Raw genomic sequence first — 18,432 nt, forward strand, 5'->3', positions numbered from 1 at the left:
CGGAGAAAAGCGATACCCGTCGCCACGGCGCCGCAGAAACAACAAAGCCAGGCGCAAGGCCTGGCTTTGTTGAGAAATGAGGCGGTGCCTTACTCGACGTTTCGCCCGATGTCTGATAAAGCCAGGCTGTTATCAGGAGTTGGACGGCAGGCACCTGTTTGTGCGTCATTCGAAGTTTATGTAGCGCGTCCCGAAGGGGCTGACATAAGAAGGTGAATGAGCCACTGGTTAATATTATGCATGAACTATGCCATCTTTCAAAACATTTTATTAACACGTTGATATATATGACTTTCAGCATAAAATCCAACCATTCCAGCGCTGTATACTTTTCATCCATGATGTCGCCGATTAGCGACACTAAATATGCCCCAGGTTACTCATCATTTAAATCAATAACTTAAGTGTCGCCTTTTGACGACACCGCAATATGCCAGTTGTCGGTGATTCCCGACACCCTGGCGTGCCGACCGTCACAGATAAAAAAAGCCCCCTGCCTGAGCAGGGGGCTGATACGTTCGCGTGGCACGCTTCGGGAAGATTAACCCAGCTGTTTACGCGCGTTGCGGAAGATACGCATCCACGGGCTGTCTTCGCCCCAGTTTTCCGGGTGCCAGGAGTTGCTTACGGTGCGGAAGACGCGTTCCGGGTGCGGCATCATGATGGTCGCGCGCCCGCTTTCGCTGGTCACCGCGGTGATACCGTTCGGGGAACCGTTCGGGTTCGCCGGATAGGTTTCGGTCACTTTGCCGAAGTTATCCACGAAGCGCAGCGCCACCAGACCTTTGCTCTCCAGCTGGGCCAGATGCGCGCTGTCGCGCACTTCCACCTGCCCTTCGCCGTGGGAGACCGCAATCGGCATCTGTGAGCCAACCATGCCTTCCAGCAGCAGAGACGGGCTTTGCGTCACTTCCACCAGGCTGAAGTGCGCTTCAAAGCGGTCAGACTGGTTGCGCACAAAGCGCGGCCACAGGTCGCTGCCCGGGATCAGCTCGCGCAGGTTGGACATCATCTGACAGCCGTTGCACACGCCGAGCGCCAGGGTCTGCGGACGATGGAAGAAGGTCGCGAACTCATCGCGCACGCGCTCGTTGAACAGAATCGACTTCGCCCAGCCTTCGCCTGCCCCCAGCACGTCGCCGTAGGAGAAGCCGCCGCAGGCCACCAGGGCATGGAAATCGCCCAGACCGGTGCGGCCCGCCAGCAGGTCGCTCATATGCACGTCGATGGCGTCAAAGCCGGCGCGATGGAAGGCTGCCGCCATTTCAACGTGAGAGTTCACCCCCTGCTCGCGCAGGACGGCCACTTTCGGACGCGCGCCGGTGGCAATGTACGGCGCGGCGACGTCGTCATTAATATCAAACGAGAGCTTCACATTGAGGCCCGGATCGGCGTCGTTGGCTTTCGCCTCGTGCTCCTGATCGGCGCAGGCCGGGTTGTCGCGCAGACGCTGCATCTGCCAGGTGGTTTCCGCCCACCACATGCGCAGGGTGGTGCGGCTTTCGCTAAACACCGTCTGACCGCTGGCGGTCAGCACGAAGCGATCGCCCTCGACCGCTTTACCGAGGTAATGCACGCAGTCCGCCAGGCCGTTAACCGCCAGAATGGCTTCCACTGCCTCACGGTCTGCGGCGCGGACCTGAATCACCGCCCCCAGCTCTTCGTTGAACAGCGCCGCCAGACGGTCGTCGCCCAGCGCGGCGATATCCGCTTCCAGTCCACAGTGGCCGGTAAAGGCCATTTCCGCCAGGGTGACCAGCAGGCCGCCGTCGGAGCGGTCGTGGTAGGCCAGCAGTTTACGCTGCGCCACCAGGGCCTGCATCGCATCCCAGAAGCCTTTCAGCTGCGCGACATCGCGCACGTCAGCCGGCTTGTCGCCGAGCTGGCGATAGACCTGCGCCAGCGCCGTCGCGCCCAGCGCGTTGTGCCCTTTACCGAGGTCGATCAGCAGCAGGGCGTTATCTTCCGTCGAGAGCTGCGGCGTGACGGTATGACGAACATCTTCGACACGGGCGAAGGCGGAGATCACCAGCGACAGCGGAGAGGTCATCTCACGCTGCTCGCTGCCTTCCTGCCAGCGGGTTTTCATCGACATTGAGTCTTTGCCGACCGGAATGGTCAGGCCCAGCGCCGGGCACAGCTCTTCGCCCACCGCTTTCACCGCCTCATACAGACCCGCGTCTTCGCCCGGGTGGCCGGCGGCGGCCATCCAGTTAGCCGACAGCTTCACGCGGTTCAGCTCGCCAATCTGCGTGGCGGCGATATTGGTCAGCGCTTCGCCAACCGCCAGACGGCCGGAGGCGGCGAAGTCCAGCAGAGCAACCGGGGCGCGCTCGCCCATCGCCATCGCTTCGCCGTAGTAGCTGTCGAGGCTGGCGGTGGTGACCGCGCAGTTGGCCACCGGGATCTGCCACGGGCCGACCATCTGGTCGCGGGCGACCATGCCGGTCACGGTGCGGTCGCCGATGGTCACGAGGAAGGTTTTCTCGGCCACCGTCGGCAGGTGCAGAACGCGATTAACCGCATCGGCGATGGTAATCGGTTGGCGATCCAGCGCGCTGCCCTGGGCTTTCAGGGTCTGCACGTCGCGGGTCATTTTCGGCGTTTTGCCAAGCAGGACGTCCAGCGGCAGATCGATCGGCTGATCGTTAAAGTGGCTGTCGCTCAGGCTCAGGTGCTGCTCGGCGGTGGCTTCGCCGATAACCGCATAAGGCGCGCGCTCGCGGCGGCACAGCTCGTCGAACAGCGGCAGTTGCTCCGGGGCGACCGCCAGGACATAACGTTCCTGCGATTCGTTACACCAGATCTCCAGCGGGCTCATGCCTGGCTCATCGCTCAGGATATCGCGCAGCTGGAATTTACCGCCGCGGCCGCCGTCGCTGACCAGCTCCGGCATGGCGTTGGAGAGACCGCCGGCGCCGACATCGTGGATAAACAGGATCGGGTTGGCGTCGCCCAGCTGCCAGCAGCGGTCGATCACTTCCTGACAGCGACGCTCCATTTCCGGGTTGTCACGCTGGACGGAGGCGAAATCGAGGTCGGCATCGGACTGGCCGGAGGCCATGGAAGACGCCGCGCCGCCGCCGAGGCCGATGTTCATCGCCGGACCGCCCAGCACGATCAGCTTCGCGCCGACGGTAATCTCGCCCTTCTGCACGTGCTCGCCGCGGATGTTGCCGATACCGCCGGCCAGCATGATCGGTTTGTGGTAGCCGCGCAGCTCTTCACCGTTATGGCTGGTGACTTTCTCTTCATAGGTGCGGAAGTAGCCGTTCAGCGCCGGGCGACCAAATTCGTTGTTAAACGCCGCGCCGCCCAGCGGGCCTTCGGTCATGATGTCCAGGGCGGTGACGATGCGATCCGGCTTGCCGAAATCTTCTTCCCACGGCTGTTCGAAGCCCGGGATGCGCAGGTTGGAAACCGAGAAGCCCACCAGGCCCGCTTTCGGCTTCGCGCCGCGGCCGGTGGCGCCTTCATCGCGGATTTCGCCGCCGGAGCCGGTTGCCGCGCCCGGCCATGGGGAGATGGCCGTCGGGTGGTTATGGGTTTCCACCTTCATCAGAATGTGCGCCGGCTCCTGATGGAAGTCATAGCGTCCGGTCTGGTGGTCGGCAAAATAGCGCCCCACTTCAGACCCTTCCATCACCGCGGCGTTGTCTTTATAGGCCGACAGGACGTAGTCCGGCGTTTTTTCGAAGGTGTTTTTGATCATTTTGAACAGCGACTTCGGCTGCTGTTCGCCGTCGATGATCCAGTCGGCGTTGAAAATTTTGTGACGACAGTGCTCTGAGTTCGCCTGGGCGAACATATACAGCTCGATATCGTTCGGATTGCGTCCCAGACGGGTAAAGGCGTCCTGCAGGTAGTCAATTTCGTCATCTGCCAGCGCCAGCCCCAAACGGAGGTTGGCGTCAATCAGCGCCTGACGCCCTTCGCCCAACAGGTCAACGCTGGTCACCGGCGTCGGCTGATGGTGAGCGAACAGCTTTTCGCCCGCTTCCAGCGCGTCGAAGACGCTCTCCATCATGCGGTCGTGCAGTTCCGCCGCCACCGCGGCCCACTGCGCTTCGGTCAGGGTCGAGGCTTCAACATAATACGCCACGCCGCGCTCCAGACGCACAACCTGAGCCAGGCCGCAGTTATGGGCGATATCGGTAGCTTTAGAAGACCAGGGAGAGATGGTGCCAGGGCGAGGGGTCACGAGCAGTAATTTACCGGTCGGGGTATGGCTGTTTAAGCTCGGGCCATACTTAAGCAGTCGCGCCAGGCGCTCGCGATCGTCAGCGCTCAGCGGGGCGTTCAGATCGGCAAAATGAATATACTCGGCATATATGGCGCTTACCGGAAGGTTGGCCGCCTGAAATCGTGCCAGCAGTTTATTAATACGGAATGCCGACAGTGCAGGTGAACCACGCAAAATTTCCATCATAAGTCTCTCGTCTTCGAAGCTTTCAGGGTGAGCCAGGGGGGGAAACGGGCGTCATTATAGTGAATCCTGCGCCCCGACGAAACCGTTTGCGTAGAAATAAAATCATTGATGCTGTTTATCAATAAATGTGACGTCCATCGCGAATAAGTTGCCAACTGGCGCATTCTTAAGCAGAATGCCGCTCATTCGACGACAACCTTGCGTTTTTTCCGGACATCGCCTGCTGAGGAACCTGAAGCTGCAGAAGATTAACGCGCTGAAAAAATTAAAGATTAATTATCTGCTCATCGGCATTGTCACCCTTTTGCTGGCGGCTGCCCTGTGGCCGTCGATCCCCTGGTCCGGTAAACCGGAGAACCGGGTGGCGGGCATTATCGCTCGCGGCGAGCTACGCATCAGCACCATCAACTCGCCGATGACCTTCGCCACCATGAACAATAAAACCTTCGGCCTGGACTACGAACTGGCGAAGCAGTTTGCCGACTACCTCGGCGTGACGCTTAAGATAACCGTCCGCCAGAACATCAGCCAGCTGTTTGACGACCTCGACGACGGCCAGGCCGATATGCTGGCCGCCGGGCTGGTCTATAACCAGGAGCGGGTGAAAAACTACCAGGCCGGCCCTGGCTACTACTCCGTTTCCCAACAGCTGGTCTATCGCGTCGGCAATACCCGGCCGCGCAGCCTCGCGGCGCTGAACGCCGAGCAGCTCGCCATCGCCCCGGGTCACGTGGCGATCAACGACCTGCAGGTACTGAAAGCGGAGAAATACCCGGATCTTGCCTGGCGCGTGGACGAAAAGCGCGGCACCACCGCGCTGATGCAGGCGGTGATTGACGGCAAACTCGATTACACCATCGCCGACTCGGTGGCCGTCAGCCTGTTCCAGCGCGTCCATCCGGAGCTGGCGGTAGCCCTCGATATCACCGACGAACAGCCGGTCACCTGGTTCAGCGCCCGGGACGACGATAATTCGCTGTCGGCGGCGATGCTTGATTTCTTCAACAATATTAATGAAGACGGCACCCTGGCGCGCCTGGAAGAGAAGTACCTCGGCCACGGCAACGATTTCGATTATGTCGATACCCGCACCTTCCTGCGCGCGGTGGAAAACATTCTTCCGGAGGTGCAGCCGCTGTTTGAAAAGTACGCCCGCGAGATCGACTGGCGCCTGCTGGCCGCCATCGCCTGGCAGGAATCCCACTGGGATCCGCAGGCCACCTCGCCTACCGGCGTGCGCGGCATGATGATGCTTACGCGTAATACGGCGCAGAGTCTGGGGCTGACTGACCGGACCGATGCGGCGCAGAGTATCGACGGCGGTATGCGCTATCTCCAGGATATGATGGATAAAGTGCCGGATTCGATCCCGAAAGATGAACGCATCTGGTTTGCACTGGCCGCTTACAATATGGGCTATGCCCATATGCTGGACGCCATGGCGCTCACCCGCAAACAGAAAGGCAATCCCAACAGCTGGGCAGACGTTAAGCTGCGTTTACCCCTGCTGAGCCAGAAACCCTATTACAGCAAACTTAAATACGGCTATGCCCGCGGCCATGAGGCCTACGCCTATGTGGAAAACATCCGCAAATATCAGATAAGCCTTGTCGGCTATTTGTCAGAAAAGGAGCGCCAGCAGCAGCAAACGCTGGCCCTGGCGGAGGATTACCCGGCGGTGCTCCCCAATGAGCTCGAACAGCCGCAGGAGACCACCCTGCCCTTTTTCAAGTTTCGCGCCGATAAACAGATGGATAATGCCCGGATGAAACTCCCCGGCCACCTGTATTAACTTTCCCCGTTCTGCTCCCGGGCTTTCTTCAGCGCTTTTTTCTCTTCCCGCCGCCAGCGGAAGAAGTCGCTCAGCATGGCAGAGCAGGATCCCGCCAGCACGCCTTCGCTAATCTCAACCCGATGGTTCATTCCCGGGTGGTGCAGAACATCCATCAGCGAGCCGGCGGCGCCGGTCTTGGCATCCCTGGCGCCAAACACCAGGCGGGCGATACGGCTGTGCACCATCGCGCCCGCGCACATCACGCAGGGCTCGAGGGTCACGTACAGCGTGGCGTCGATCAGGCGATAGTTTTGCAGCACCAGCCCGCCCTGGCGTAAGGCCATAATTTCCGCATGGGCGGTGGGGTCGTGACGGCCTATCGGCCGGTTCCAGCCCTCGCCAATGACCTGATTGTTATGCACCAGCACCGCGCCCACCGGCACCTCGCCCTCTTCCCAGGCGCGCTTCGCCAGCGTCAGGGCATGACGCATCCAGTATTCATCATTGAGTTCGAGGTCAGACACAGCGGCCACTCCAGCAGAAAAAGCGGGGCGCATTATACATGGGAGCTATCAATTACACACTATTACTCCAGTTGCTGCAGCTCTCCCTGCGGGGTGACCCGCCAGCGATGCTGGCAAAAGCCGAGCAATGGGTTATCCTGCTCGCTATCGCTATAGCCGCTATACAGCTGCAGCGGAGCGCCAATCTTTTTCTCCAGCTGCACCACCTTTTCATGGCCCAGGCAGCGCAGGGTCAATACCCAGCCGCCCCAGCGGCGCGCGGTGCGGCTGGCTATCAGATTCACCCGCGGCAGCCAGAGGGTATCGCGATAGACCTGTTCCACCAGCGACTGCGGCGAGCCGGTGATCAACCAGACGTCGGCATCGGTACTGGTCAGGTAGGCCGTCAGCCGCGCATGAACCACCGGAAACGCCGTCACATGATGACGAAACCAGCCGACAAACTCCGCTTCCAGCCGCTTCAGTACCGCCTCGCGACGGCCAAAGGTTGACGCCCACAGCAGCAGGCTCATCGGCCAGCGCGCCGCCCGCCCGCGCACCGCCAGCCCGGCAAGGATCGCCGGCCCCATCGCCACCACCAGCAACAGGTTCAGCGGCAGATGGCGCAGCAGGTAGCGCAGAAAACTGCCGAACATATCCTGTTGATGCAAGGTTCCGTCCAGATCGAAAAACACCACTCTCCGTTCACTGTGCTGCAAACTGCCTCCTTCTCTCAGGATTCGCTTCTCGTTAGGGTAAGCTTAACAGTCTTATGCCATGAAGAGGGAAAACATCCCTGCCGTTAAGGAAGAATTAAATTAGCAGGCGAAGGAAAAATTGTGGCTTATGAATTTTTAATTCGTGGTATACCCCTTATAATCGAATAAAAATTCTGTCAGACACGAGCCGGACGGCTCCAGCGGAGCTCCAATGAACTGTTTAACGCGTATTCGTCAGCGCTATCCCACCCTGGCGGCGAGCGACAAAAAGTTGGCCGATTTTATTCTGAGCCAACCCGATGACACCCGGCACCTCAGCTCGCAACAGCTGGCGGTGGAAGCCGGTGTGAGTCAGTCCAGCGTGGTTAAATTTGCCCAGAAACTGGGGTTCAAAGGCTTTCCGGCGCTGAAGCTGGCGCTGAGTGAAGCGCTGGCCAGCAGCCCGGATCCGCACTCCGTTCCGGTACATAACCACATTCGCGGTGACGACCCGCTGCGTCTGGTGGGCGAGAAACTCATTAAAGACAATGTCGCCGCCATGCATGCCTCGCTGGACGTCAACACTGAAGAGACGCTGCGGGAAGCCGTCACGCTGCTGCGCAACGCCCGGCGGGTGATCGTCACCGGGATTGGCGCGTCCGGCCTGGTAGCGCGTAACTTTAGCTGGAAGCTGATGAAGATCGGCGTCAATGCTGTTTCGGAGCAGGATATGCACGCCCTGCTGGCGACGGTGCAGGCCATGTCCAGCGACGATCTGCTGCTGGCGATCTCTTACTCCGGCGAGCGTCGGGAGATCAATATGGCGGCCGGTGAAGCGCTGCGCGTGGGCTCCAGGATCCTGGCGATCACCGGCTTTAGCCCTAACGCTCTGCAGCAGCAGGCGACCCACTGCCTGTACACCATCGCCGAAGAGCAGGCGACGCGCAGCGCGGCCATCTCCTCCACCAGCGCGCAAATGATGCTCACCGACCTGCTGTTTATGGGGCTGGTGCAGCAGGATCTGGAGCGGGCGCCGGAGCGCATTCGCCATAGCGAAGCGCTGGTGAAAAAGCTGGTCTGAGCAGAAAATGGGCGTATAATGCCCGCCCTGTTTGTGTTGTTTCTGAGATTTTCCTGATGGCGCTGTTAATTACCAAAAAATGCATCAACTGCGATATGTGCGAGCCGGAGTGCCCTAATGAGGCCATTTCGATGGGTGACAGCATTTATGAAATTAACAGCGACCGCTGCACCGAATGCGTGGGCCATTACGACACGCCCACCTGCCAGAAGGTGTGCCCGATCCCAAATACCATTCTGAAAGATCCGGCACACGTCGAGAATGAAGAACAGCTGTGGGATAAATTCGTCCTGATGCACCACGCGGATAAAATTTAACCGCTTCCCGGCTTAGCTTTCGACAATCACCGTGGCGCAGGCGTAATGGCGCTCATCGGCGAGCGTGACATGAATATGGCTCACCCCCAGTCGTTCCGCCAGCCGTTGCGCCTCACCCCATAGCCGCAGCTTCGGCTTGCCCAGCTCATCGTTGTAAACTTCGAACTGATTAAAGGCCAACCCGTTGCGGATCCCGGTCCCCAGCGCTTTCGCCGCCGCTTCCTTGACCGCAAAGCGTTTCGCCAGAAAACGCACCGGCTGCTGGTGCTGCTCCCAGATGCTCCATTCATGGTCGCTCAGCACCCGGCGGGCAAGGCGATCGCCGCTGCGGGCGATCACCGCCTCGATGCGGGCGATCTCGACGATGTCGGTACCCAGCCCGAGGATGGCCATTAGCCGCGCGCTTCCAGCATCAGACGTTTCATTTCCGCCACCGCCTCTTTCAGGCCGCTCATTACCGCGCGGCCAATAATCGCGTGGCCGATATTCAGCTCATGCATTTCCGGCAGCGCAGCAATCGCTTTCACGTTGTGATAGGTCAGACCGTGACCCGCATTGACCTTCAGGCCGAGGCTGGCGGCGTAGGTGGCCGCTTTGGCAATACGTTCCAGCTCCTTCGCCTGCTCGGCGTCGGTTTTAGCATCGGCATAGCAGCCGGTGTGGATTTCGATATAGGGCGCGCCAACGTCCGCCGCCGCTTTGATCTGCGCCTCATCCGCATCGATAAACAGGGAGACCAGGATGCCGGCATCCGCCAGGCGTTGACAGGCATCACGCATCTTGTCGCGCTGGCCGGCCACGTCCAGTCCGCCTTCGGTGGTCACTTCCTGGCGCTTCTCCGGCACCAGGCAGCAGAAATGCGGTTTGGTTTCGCAGGCGATCGTCAGCATCTCTTCGGTGACCGCCATTTCAAGGTTCATGCGGGTGTGCAGCGTCTGGCGCAGGATACGCACATCGCGATCGGTGATATGGCGGCGGTCTTCGCGCAGATGCACGGTTATGCCGTCGGCGCCGGCCTGTTCGGCAATGAAAGCCGCCTGAACCGGATCCGGGTAAGCGGTGCCGCGGGCGTTACGCAAGGTCGCGATATGGTCAATATTGACCCCTAACAGTAATTCAGCCATGACAATCCTCGTTAATCATTATTCGTATTATCCGCTCGCGCCTTTCGCGCGGGCATAAACTGGCGAAACAATTCCCGGCTCTTGAGCGGTTTGCCGCCGAGATAGGGCTTCAGGGCGATACGGGTAAAGCGCTTCGCGGCGCGTAACGTATCAACATCAGGAAACTCACGACTCGCCAACGCTTTCAAATGGTGCCCGGTAAACGTGTTGTTATCAATCACCAGGCTGGCAATAAAGCCTTTTTCTTCGCGATAGCGGTAGGTCATGGTGTCGTCCACCGGCTCGCCGCTCCCGGCACAGTGGAGAAAATCCACGCCATAGCCCAGGTGTCCGAGCAGCGCCAGCTCAAAGCGCCGCAGCGCAGGCTCCGGCGAGCCGCTGGCCCCGGCGAGCGCCTGAATGCAGTGCAGATAGTCAAAAAAGAGTTCGGAGAAGCGCGTTTCGTGCTCAAGCACGCGGGAGATAAGCTCGTTAACGTAAAGACCGCTGTAGAGGGTGATGCCGCTGAGCGGCAGCGCCAGCGAGACAGCTTCCGCGCTGCGCAGGGTTTTGACTTCGCCGCGGCCGCCGAAGCGAACCAGCAAGGGGGTAAAGGGCTGTAAAGCGCCTTTAAGATTCGAGCGTTTGGAGCGTGCGCCTTTGGCAACCAGGCGCACGCGACCGGATTCTTCCGTGAAGACGTCCAGCATCAGGCTGGTTTCGCTCCACGGTCGGCTATGCAGGACAAAGGCGCGCTGCCATCCATCCACGTTGCGTTAACTCAGAGGTCGTCAACATAACCGAGACTGCGCAGGGCGCGCTCGTCATCGGCCCAGCCGGATTTCACTTTGACCCACAGCTCGAGGTGCACCGGCGCTTCAAACATCTCCTGCATGTCCTTACGCGCTTCGATGCCGATGGTTTTGATTTTGGCGCCTTTGTTGCCAATCACCATCTTCTTCTGCCCTTCACGCTCGACAAGGATCAGGCCGTTGATGTCGTAACCGCCACGCTCGTTGGTCACGAAACGTTCGATTTCCACGGTGACGGAGTACGGTAGCTCAGCGCCGAGGAAACGCATCAGTTTTTCACGGATGATTTCGGAAGCCATAAAGCGCTGAGAACGATCGGTAATATAATCTTCCGGGAAGTGGTGGATCGCTTCCGGCAGATGCTTACGCACGATCGACGCAATGGTGTCGACGTTGGTCCCCGTTTCCGCCGACATCGGCACGATATCGAGGAAGTTCATCTGGCTGGCGAGGAACTGCAGGTGCGGTAACAGATCCGCTTTTTCCTGCACGTTATCCACTTTGTTGACCGCGAGGATCACCGGCGCTTTCGCGTCGCGCAGCTTGTTGAGCACCATCTCGTCGTCCTGCGTCCAGCGGGTGCCTTCCACCACGAAGATGACCAGCTCAACATCGCCAATAGAGCTGCTGGCCGCTTTGTTCATTAAGCGGTTAATGGCGCGCTTTTCTTCCATATGCAGGCCCGGGGTATCGACGTAAATCGCCTGATACGGCCCTTCGGTATGGATGCCGACGATACGGTGACGGGTGGTCTGCGCTTTACGGGAGGTGATCGAGATCTTCTGCCCAAGCAGCTTATTCAACAGCGTGGATTTGCCAACGTTTGGACGACCCACGATGGCGACAAACCCACAATAACTTTTTTCTTCGCTCATTCCAGCTCCAGCTTTTTCAGCGCCTGTTCGGCGGCAGCCTGCTCCGCCTTACGACGGCTGGAACCTGTGCCAACCACCGGTTCACTCAGGCCACTGACCTGGCAGTGGATAGTAAATTCCTGATCGTGCGCTTCGCCGCGCACCTGGACTACCAGGTAGGACGGCAGCGGCAGATGACGACCCTGCAGATACTCCTGCAGACGCGTCTTCGGATCCTTTTGCTTATCGCCCGGGCTGATTTCGTCCAGACGAGTCTGGTACCAGGAGAGGATTAAGCGTTCAACGTTCTGAATATCGCTATCGAGGAAAACCCCGCCAATTAACGCTTCAACGGTGTCCGCGAGAATCGATTCGCGACGGAAACCGCCGCTTTTCAGTTCGCCCGGCCCGAGGCGCAAGCATTCGCCCAGTTCAAACTCGCGGGCGATTTCCGCCAGCGTGTTGCCACGCACCAGCGTCGCGCGCATACGGCTCATGTCGCCTTCATCCACGCGAGGAAAGCGATGATACAGCGCATTAGCGATCACGAAACTTAAAATGGAGTCGCCTAAAAATTCCAGGCGCTCATTATGTTTGCTGCTGGCACTGCGGTGAGTTAATGCCTGTTGCAACAGCTCCTGATGATGAAAAGTGTAGCCCAGCTTTCGTTGAAGCCGATTAATTACGATGGGGTTCATGCGTTACCAATAAATGAATGCGTCAAAGATGCAGCACACGAAACCGACCTGAGCATACGCTTCAAACAGTAAGTTGAAACAGACCAATACGCTTTCGTGTGCAGTGTCACCCGGCAGAGCGACAACCAAAAACTTCGGGGGGATATTCTATACGCAACGACACGGGATGTCGTTAGTTTGAATGGATTTAAATACTAAATAATTCGCGCCGCTGCGATAACAGCAGCGGCGTGAATTCAGCAGATGAAATTAATGAATTCCACCAATGCGCGATAACCGCACGCCGGTCGGCCATTCACCTTCCTGCTTTTCAAAACTCATCCAGATAGCGGTGGCCTTCCCGACCAGGTTTGCTTCCGGCACAAAGCCCCAGTAACGGCTGTCGGCGCTGTTATCCCGGTTGTCGCCCATCATGAAGTACTGACCCGGCGGCACAATCCAGGTGGCCAGCGGCAGACCGCTCTGATGGTAATACATGCCAGCCTGATCCTGAGCAATCGGCACCATCAGAATACGATGCGTGACGTCGCCCAGCGTCTCCTGACGCTCGGTGAGGCGAATGCCGTCGGCTTTGGTTTCGCCCTTCGGCAGCTGCCAGAAACCGCTGCTCGCTTCGCCGCCGTTGCTGCGGGAGAAGGTCTGAACGAAATCGCTCGGCTCCACGTTGGAGTAAGTCACCGGCAGCGCGTTGCCGCAGGCCTGTCCGGAGCTGCAGCCCGGCTGAATAGTGACCTGCTTGGCAATCGGATCGTAGGTGACTTTATCCCCCGGGAGCCCCACCGCGCGCTTGATGTAGTCCAGGCGCGGGTCTTCCGGATATTTAAACACCACGATGTCGCCGCGCTTCGGATGACCCGTCTCGATCAGCGTTTTCTGGTAGATAGGATCTTTAATGCCGTAGGCAAATTTCTCCACCAGGATGAAATCGCCAATCAGCAGAGTCGGCATCATCGAACCTGACGGGATCTGGAACGGCTCATAAATGAATGAACGTACCACCAGAACGATCGCCAGCACCGGGAAAACCGATGCGCCGGTTTCCAGCCAGCCCGGTTTCGGGCCGACTTTCTTCAACGTCTTTTTGTCCAGCTGCTCGCCGGTCGCTGCCTGAGCAGCGGCCTGACGCTCACGACGTTTCGGTGCAAAAATGAACTTGTCCAGGCACCATAAAACGCCCGTCACCAGGGTTGCAATCACCAGGATCAGGGCAAACATGTTCGCCATGCCAACTCCTTAGGGTTATTTGCCGTCTTTACCAACGTGCAGAATGGCGAGGAACGCTTCCTGCGGCAGTTCAACGTTACCGACCTGCTTCATACGCTTCTTACCTTCTTTCTGCTTCTGCAGCAGCTTTTTCTTACGGCTGACGTCACCGCCGTAGCATTTCGCCAGCACGTTTTTACGCAGCTGTTTCACGGTAGAGCGCGCGATGATGTGGTTGCCGATGGCCGCCTGAATCGCGATGTCGAACTGTTGACGCGGAATAAGATCTTTCATCTTTTCCACCAGCTCGCGGCCGCGATACGGCGCGTTATCGTTGTGGGTGATCAGCGCCAGCGCATCGACGCGCTCGCCGTTGATCAGCACATCGACGCGTACCATGTTCGACGCCTGGAAGCGTTTGAAGTTGTAGTCCAGCGACGCATAGCCGCGGGAGGTAGACTTCAGACGGTCGAAGAAGTCGAGCACCACTTCCGCCATCGGGATTTCGTAGGTCAGCGCCACCTGTTTACCGTGGTAAACCATGTTGGTCTGCACGCCACGCTTCTCCACGCACAGGGTGATCACGTTGCCGAGGAACTCCTGCGGCAGCAGCATGTGACACTCGGCGATCGGCTCACGCAGCTCCTGAATATTATTCAGCGGCGGCAGCTTGGACGGGCTGTCGACGTAAATAACTTCTTTGGAGGTGGTCTCCACTTCGTAAACTACCGTCGGCGCGGTGGTGATCAGGTCAAGATCGTATTCACGCTCCAGACGCTCCTGAATGATCTCCATGTGCAGCAGGCCGAGGAAGCCGCAGCGGAAGCCGAAGCCCAGCGCGGTAGAACTTTCCGGCTCGTAGAACAGAGAGGCGTCGTTGAGGCTCAGTTTGCCCAGCGCGTCGCGGAAAGCTTCATAATCATCGGAGCTCACCGGGAACAGGCCGGCATACACCTGCGGTTTCACCTTCTTAAAGCCAGGCAGCGCTTTGTCTGCCGGGTTGCGGGCGGCGGTCAGGGTATCGCCCACCGGCGCGCCAAGGATGTCTTTGATCGCGCAGACCAGCCAGCCTACCTCGCCGCATTTCAGCTCGGTACGGTCAACCTGTTTCGGCGTGAAGATGCCCAGACGGTCGGCGTTATAGACCTGGCCGGTACTCATGACCTTGATCTTGTCGCCCTTGCGCATGGTGCCGTTTTTAATTCGTACCAGCGACACTACGCCGAGGTAGTTATCGAACCAGGAGTCGATAATCAGCGCCTGCAGCGGCGCGTCCGGATCGCCTTCCGGCGGCGGAATATCGCGCACCAGACGCTCCAGCACCTCGGTCACGCCGACGCCGGTTTTCGCCGAGCAGCGCACCGCGTCGTGGGCGTCGATCCCGACGATATCTTCAATCTCGTCCGCTACGCGCTCAGGGTCGGCCGCAGGCAGGTCGATCTTGTTGAGTACCGGAACGACCTCCAGGTCCATCTCCATCGCGGTGTAGCAGTTGGCCAGGGTCTGGGCTTCTACGCCCTGCCCGGCGTCAACCACCAGCAGCGCGCCTTCGCACGCGGCGAGGGAACGGGAAACTTCATAAGAGAAGTCCACGTGGCCCGGGGTGTCGATAAAGTTCAGTTGATAGGTCTCACCGTCGTTGGCCTTATAGTCCAGGGTGACGCTCTGCGCCTTGATGGTGATCCCGCGTTCGCGCTCAAGATCCATGGAGTCCAGAACCTGGGCTTCCATTTCACGATCAGAAAGGCCACCGCAAATCTGGATGATACGGTCAGACAGCGTCGACTTACCGTGGTCGATGTGAGCGATGATCGAAAAGTTACGTATATTCTTCATATTTAGAGTTAATTATGCCTTACGAGTATCATGAGGCCGCTGTACTGTGCCTGACGTTTTTTAATCCGAAAACGCCGCATTCTACACTACATCCTTGAAACCAGGAAATGCTGTTAGATCCAGCATAACCGCAGAAATTGTGGCGTTGTAACAGGAAGGGTAAATAAAGATAAGGGCCAGTGAAATCACTGACCCATGTCGGAGGAAGGCGTTTCGATACGCACCAGATCCGGCGGCAACGCGACGCTCAGAATCACCGGCTGCCACGACTGGCGCGCTGCCAGCTGCGGCGACAGACCGCGCGCCACCAGAAACCCGCCGACGCCGCCCAGCAGCGAGCCGCACAGCGAAGCGATATCGCTGGCAAACAGAACCTGGAAAATCGACGCCATCACAAACAGACCCACCAGCGGCGCCATGTAGACCAACAGCGCCGAACCCAGCAGACTGCTCTCGGCGATCCCCAGCTCCACTTTCTGCCCCGCCGTCAACGGCTGCTCGCAGGGCACGCTGATGGTATGGCTGGTCTGCGGCCCCAGCTTGTTTAATACCCGGCTGCCGCAGCCGGCGCGGGAGGCGCAACTGCTGCAGGAGGCTTTAACGTCGCAGTGCACCTGCGCCACGCCGTTATGCCAGGAAACCACGGTGGCCCACTCTTTGATCATTGTACTGCCTTGAATTTAATGCTGTCTGAGATACGCTTCGCCGTCTGCGGCGGCAGTTCGCCCACCACGGTGATCTCCGCGTTATCGCGTACCGTCGTGCTGACGGTGCGTCGGCCGGTGCGCAACAGCTGGTCGCTGCTGGCCGCGGTGGCGCGGTTGATATTGATCGAGAAGCTGAACAAGCCGTCGGAATAGAGACGTGATTCTACCGGACCATCAAAGGTGGGCAGACGACGCTGGCTGCTGGAGACCTCAGTCATGCCCTGAGGGAGCCACGTTGGCGCCCAGTTGAAGTTGGCTTTGTCGCCCCCTTCAGGCACCGACAGCTGCGGCGGCAAATTCGCTTTCGCCAGCGTCTCCATGCTGGCGCTGACGTTATCGCCAACGTTGAAAGAGACGACCCGGAACTGCTCCAGCGTTTCACCGTCGCGGTCGAGCAAATCGACGCGCAGCGGCAGCTTGGTCTCAGCGTCCAGCCAGGCGATAAAGCTATAGCGCGTGCCGTCGCGAGCCACGACGCGGATCACGTCGCAGAGGCGGTCGGCGATACGGGTACGGCCCACGGAGATAAAATCATAGGCTGCGCTGAGACGTTTGAAATCGCTGTAAACCAACGACGGCAGTGAATCGACGATATAGTCGCCGTTCAGGGTGAACGGATCGAGGCCGGGTTCAAAATAGCTGATTTCCGTACCGCGCAGGACCACTTCCCGGCGCGGACCGTCCAGCTGCAGAAGCTGCGCCAGCGGCTGATTGTTCAGTCGCGCGTGACGATAGCGCAGCGACTCAACGCCTTGTTTGCTGATGCTGACGAAAGACAGCTCATAATTGAGGGACTGGCTGGCCAGGTTCATCTGCTGCAACAACGCCCCGGACGATGTATCAGCCGAGGCGTTGACAGAGAACAACAGACTGCCTGCCATGAGCGACATGGCACACCAAAGTTGCTTCATTACTGCGATTGCGTTCCTAAAGTTTGATAACCCGGCACCTGGACTGCGGCCTGCTGAGTCTGGGCCTGGCCAAACTGAAGCTGCTCAGCGTGCAGGCGGCGCTGCAGTTCGTAGTCCTGCAGCATGGCGTTAATCCGCCGACGCTGTTCCTGGACCTGAGCCTGCTGGCCGCTACCTGCTGATACGTCAGCCGGTACGCCAAGGCTTACCGGGCTCGCTTTACCCATCATCGGCAGCGTATTGAACACCGGCGCCTCTGGCTGCTGAGCGGCATCAGACTGCCCATTATAGTGCTGGACGCCGACGATAACCGCAAGCGATACGCAGGCGGCAACGCCCATCTGGGTCAGTGAGCTGGCCCACGGACGCACTTTGTTCCAGAACGGCATCTGCCGCCACTGGTGCGGTGCGGGCTGAGATTCAGGAATAAGCGGCGCCGTCTGACGAACGGGCTCATTTTCAATGGCGGCCATCACCCGGGCGGAGATATCAAATTGCAGCACCTCTGCGGTATCGCCACGCAGCGTATCGCGGATAAGGTGATAACTCTCCCAGGTTTTTTGCATCTCAGAAGAACGACTCAGCTCGTTGAGCAGTTCGTTATCCAGCGTTTCACCATCCATTAAAGCCGAAAGTTTTTCTTTCTGCATGCCTGATACCCTTTTCCAGTATTCCGCTATCGTCAACGCCTGATAAGCGGTTGAACTTTATTATCAATAGCTTCTCGCGCCCGGAAGATACGCGAACGCACCGTCCCAACCGGACAATCCATGATAGCGGCTATCTCTTCATAGCTTAGGCCATCCAGCTCCCGTAACGTAATTGCCATGCGTAAATCTTCCGGAAGCGATTCAATGGTACGAAAAACTATTTGTCTCAGTTCTTCTGACAACATTAAGTTCTCAGGGTTCGAAATTTCTTTCAACGCCCCGCCGCTTTCGAAGTTTTCCGCCTCGTTAGCGTCAACATCGCTGGACGGCGGACGGCGTCCCTGAGCAACCAGATAATTCTTCGCCGTATTGACGGCGATACGGTATAACCAGGTGTAAAAAGCGCTATCTCCCCGGAAAGAGTCCAGCGCACGCCATGCCTTAACGAACGATTCCTGAACGACGTCAGCGATATCGCCCGGCGGTACATAGCGGGAAACCAGGCTCGCGACCTTATGCTGATAGCGCACTACCAGCAAATTAAACGCTTTCTGATCTCCTTTCTGGACCCGTTCAACAAGGACCTGATCCGTTAACTGCTCGCTCATCCGAGGTAATGTCTCCCCAAACCCAATTCCCATGCGTCTTCAAAACACCACCCAAAATCTGCATTATGAGCAAGCTGACTCTTGGAGTGTATGAAAACAATAAAGTTCCGTTACGCTTTTGTTTTTTGTCTGGCAACGGTGGCAGATCGTTATCAATCATTATATGCCCAGGTTGCTAAACGATAGGTTAGTCAATAAGAAAAAGCGCAGGCCCGTCTGAAGGGTATCGTAACACGGCGTTTATTTCA

17 protein-coding genes are annotated in these 18,432 nt (G+C 58.5%); 3 read left to right on the forward strand and 14 right to left on the reverse strand.

Annotated features, from left to right (window positions below):
* Window positions 1–541: 541 nt before the first annotated feature.
* On the reverse strand, window positions 542–4,429 hold the full coding sequence (gene purL / locus ABLV04_RS11400; RefSeq protein WP_348815744.1) for a phosphoribosylformylglycinamidine synthase: 3,888 nt from the start codon (window positions 4,427–4,429) through the stop codon (window positions 542–544).
* Window positions 4,430–4,604: 175 nt separating this feature from the next.
* Here purL and mltF point away from each other — a divergent pair, with 175 nt between their 5' ends.
* Entirely contained in the window at window positions 4,605–6,221 is a 1,617-nt protein-coding gene (gene mltF / locus ABLV04_RS11405; RefSeq protein ID WP_180265878.1) for a membrane-bound lytic murein transglycosylase MltF, read from the forward strand.
* Here mltF and tadA read toward each other — a convergent pair.
* Complete coding sequence (tadA, locus tag ABLV04_RS11410) at window positions 6,218–6,727, reverse strand: tRNA adenosine(34) deaminase TadA (RefSeq protein WP_023290663.1); 510 nt, start codon at window positions 6,725–6,727, stop codon at window positions 6,218–6,220. The genes mltF and tadA overlap by 4 nt on opposite strands.
* 62 nt (window positions 6,728–6,789) lie before the next feature.
* Window positions 6,790–7,425: a phosphatidylglycerophosphatase C gene (gene yfhb, locus ABLV04_RS11415; protein WP_180265879.1), complete on the reverse strand. Its 636-nt coding sequence runs from the start codon at window positions 7,423–7,425 to the stop codon at window positions 6,790–6,792.
* A gap of 211 nt (window positions 7,426–7,636) precedes the next feature.
* On the opposite strand from yfhb, the gene ABLV04_RS11420 reads away from it, so the two are divergent.
* Both ABLV04_RS11420 and ABLV04_RS11425 read left to right on the forward strand, forming a co-directional pair.
* Window positions 7,637–8,485, forward strand: coding sequence for a MurR/RpiR family transcriptional regulator (locus ABLV04_RS11420; RefSeq protein ID WP_023290664.1), 849 nt, complete (start codon window positions 7,637–7,639; stop codon window positions 8,483–8,485).
* A 56-nt stretch (window positions 8,486–8,541) separates the two neighbouring features.
* The gene (locus ABLV04_RS11425) at window positions 8,542–8,802 is read left to right on the forward strand and encodes a YfhL family 4Fe-4S dicluster ferredoxin (protein WP_023290665.1); all 261 of its coding nucleotides are present in this window, start codon (window positions 8,542–8,544) and stop codon (window positions 8,800–8,802) included.
* Window positions 8,803–8,814: 12 nt separating this feature from the next.
* Here the strand turns inward: ABLV04_RS11425 and acpS are convergent, their stop codons facing one another.
* The 11 genes from acpS to rpoE form a co-directional block, all read right to left on the reverse strand.
* Window positions 8,815–9,195 (reverse strand): holo-ACP synthase, encoded by a 381-nt coding sequence (gene acpS / locus ABLV04_RS11430; RefSeq protein WP_004201835.1) that lies wholly within the window; start codon window positions 9,193–9,195, stop codon window positions 8,815–8,817.
* Entirely contained in the window at window positions 9,195–9,926 is a 732-nt protein-coding gene (gene pdxJ, locus ABLV04_RS11435; RefSeq protein WP_004201834.1) for a pyridoxine 5'-phosphate synthase, read from the reverse strand. The genes acpS and pdxJ overlap by 1 nt, the downstream gene beginning before the upstream one ends.
* 11 nt (window positions 9,927–9,937) lie before the next feature.
* Window positions 9,938–10,675, reverse strand: coding sequence for a DNA repair protein RecO (recO, locus tag ABLV04_RS11440; protein ID WP_002914062.1), 738 nt, complete (start codon window positions 10,673–10,675; stop codon window positions 9,938–9,940).
* Between the two features lie 11 nt (window positions 10,676–10,686).
* The gene (era, locus tag ABLV04_RS11445) at window positions 10,687–11,592 is read right to left on the reverse strand and encodes a GTPase Era (RefSeq protein WP_023290667.1); all 906 of its coding nucleotides are present in this window, start codon (window positions 11,590–11,592) and stop codon (window positions 10,687–10,689) included.
* Complete coding sequence (rnc, locus tag ABLV04_RS11450; protein ID WP_002914065.1) at window positions 11,589–12,269, reverse strand: ribonuclease III; 681 nt, start codon at window positions 12,267–12,269, stop codon at window positions 11,589–11,591. Before rnc ends, era begins: the two co-directional genes overlap by 4 nt.
* A 249-nt stretch (window positions 12,270–12,518) precedes the next feature.
* Window positions 12,519–13,493, reverse strand: a complete 975-nt coding sequence (lepB, locus tag ABLV04_RS11455; protein WP_004201827.1) for a signal peptidase I — start codon at window positions 13,491–13,493, stop codon at window positions 12,519–12,521.
* 15 nt (window positions 13,494–13,508) lie between these two features.
* A complete protein-coding gene (lepA, locus tag ABLV04_RS11460) occupies window positions 13,509–15,308 on the reverse strand; it encodes a translation elongation factor 4 (RefSeq protein WP_023290668.1) in 1,800 nt (599 codons plus the stop codon).
* A 185-nt stretch (window positions 15,309–15,493) separates the two neighbouring features.
* Window positions 15,494–15,973 (reverse strand): SoxR-reducing system protein RseC, encoded by a 480-nt coding sequence (gene rseC, locus ABLV04_RS11465; RefSeq protein ID WP_087824326.1) that lies wholly within the window; start codon window positions 15,971–15,973, stop codon window positions 15,494–15,496.
* Window positions 15,970–16,926 carry a sigma-E factor regulatory protein RseB gene (gene rseB / locus ABLV04_RS11470; RefSeq protein ID WP_004201821.1) on the reverse strand — a complete coding sequence of 319 codons (957 nt, stop codon included), beginning with the start codon at window positions 16,924–16,926 and terminating at the stop codon, window positions 15,970–15,972. The genes rseC and rseB overlap by 4 nt, the downstream gene beginning before the upstream one ends.
* The gene (gene rseA / locus ABLV04_RS11475) at window positions 16,926–17,576 is read right to left on the reverse strand and encodes an anti-sigma-E factor RseA (protein ID WP_032453736.1); all 651 of its coding nucleotides are present in this window, start codon (window positions 17,574–17,576) and stop codon (window positions 16,926–16,928) included. The genes rseB and rseA overlap by 1 nt, the downstream gene beginning before the upstream one ends.
* 32 nt (window positions 17,577–17,608) lie before the next feature.
* The gene (gene rpoE / locus ABLV04_RS11480; protein ID WP_002914074.1) at window positions 17,609–18,184 is read right to left on the reverse strand and encodes an RNA polymerase sigma factor RpoE; all 576 of its coding nucleotides are present in this window, start codon (window positions 18,182–18,184) and stop codon (window positions 17,609–17,611) included.
* Between the last annotated feature and the right edge of the window lie 248 nt (window positions 18,185–18,432).

Origin of the sequence: Klebsiella sp. JN_Kp127 (assembly GCF_040062505.1) — a bacterium.
Taxonomy (GTDB): domain Bacteria; phylum Pseudomonadota; class Gammaproteobacteria; order Enterobacterales; family Enterobacteriaceae; genus Klebsiella; species Klebsiella quasipneumoniae.

Coding starts and splice junctions, on each gene's coding strand:
- lepB (WP_004201827.1), bottom strand. CDS start 13,493: ATGGCGAACATGTTTGCCCTGATCCTGGTGATTGCAACCCTGGTGACG.
- rseA (WP_032453736.1), bottom strand. CDS start 17,576: ATGCAGAAAGAAAAACTTTCGGCTTTAATGGATGGTGAAACGCTGGAT.
- rseC (WP_087824326.1), bottom strand. CDS start 15,973: ATGATCAAAGAGTGGGCCACCGTGGTTTCCTGGCATAACGGCGTGGCG.
- rnc (WP_002914065.1), bottom strand. CDS start 12,269: ATGAACCCCATCGTAATTAATCGGCTTCAACGAAAGCTGGGCTACACT.
- lepA (WP_023290668.1), bottom strand. CDS start 15,308: ATGAAGAATATACGTAACTTTTCGATCATCGCTCACATCGACCACGGT.
- purL (WP_348815744.1), bottom strand. CDS start 4,429: ATGATGGAAATTTTGCGTGGTTCACCTGCACTGTCGGCATTCCGTATT.
- pdxJ (WP_004201834.1), bottom strand. CDS start 9,926: ATGGCTGAATTACTGTTAGGGGTCAATATTGACCATATCGCGACCTTG.
- acpS (WP_004201835.1), bottom strand. CDS start 9,195: ATGGCCATCCTCGGGCTGGGTACCGACATCGTCGAGATCGCCCGCATC.
- mltF (WP_180265878.1), top strand. CDS start 4,605: ATGCCGCTCATTCGACGACAACCTTGCGTTTTTTCCGGACATCGCCTG.
- rseB (WP_004201821.1), bottom strand. CDS start 16,926: ATGAAGCAACTTTGGTGTGCCATGTCGCTCATGGCAGGCAGTCTGTTG.
- ABLV04_RS11420 (WP_023290664.1), top strand. CDS start 7,637: ATGAACTGTTTAACGCGTATTCGTCAGCGCTATCCCACCCTGGCGGCG.
- ABLV04_RS11425 (WP_023290665.1), top strand. CDS start 8,542: ATGGCGCTGTTAATTACCAAAAAATGCATCAACTGCGATATGTGCGAG.
- rpoE (WP_002914074.1), bottom strand. CDS start 18,184: ATGAGCGAGCAGTTAACGGATCAGGTCCTTGTTGAACGGGTCCAGAAA.
- era (WP_023290667.1), bottom strand. CDS start 11,592: ATGAGCGAAGAAAAAAGTTATTGTGGGTTTGTCGCCATCGTGGGTCGT.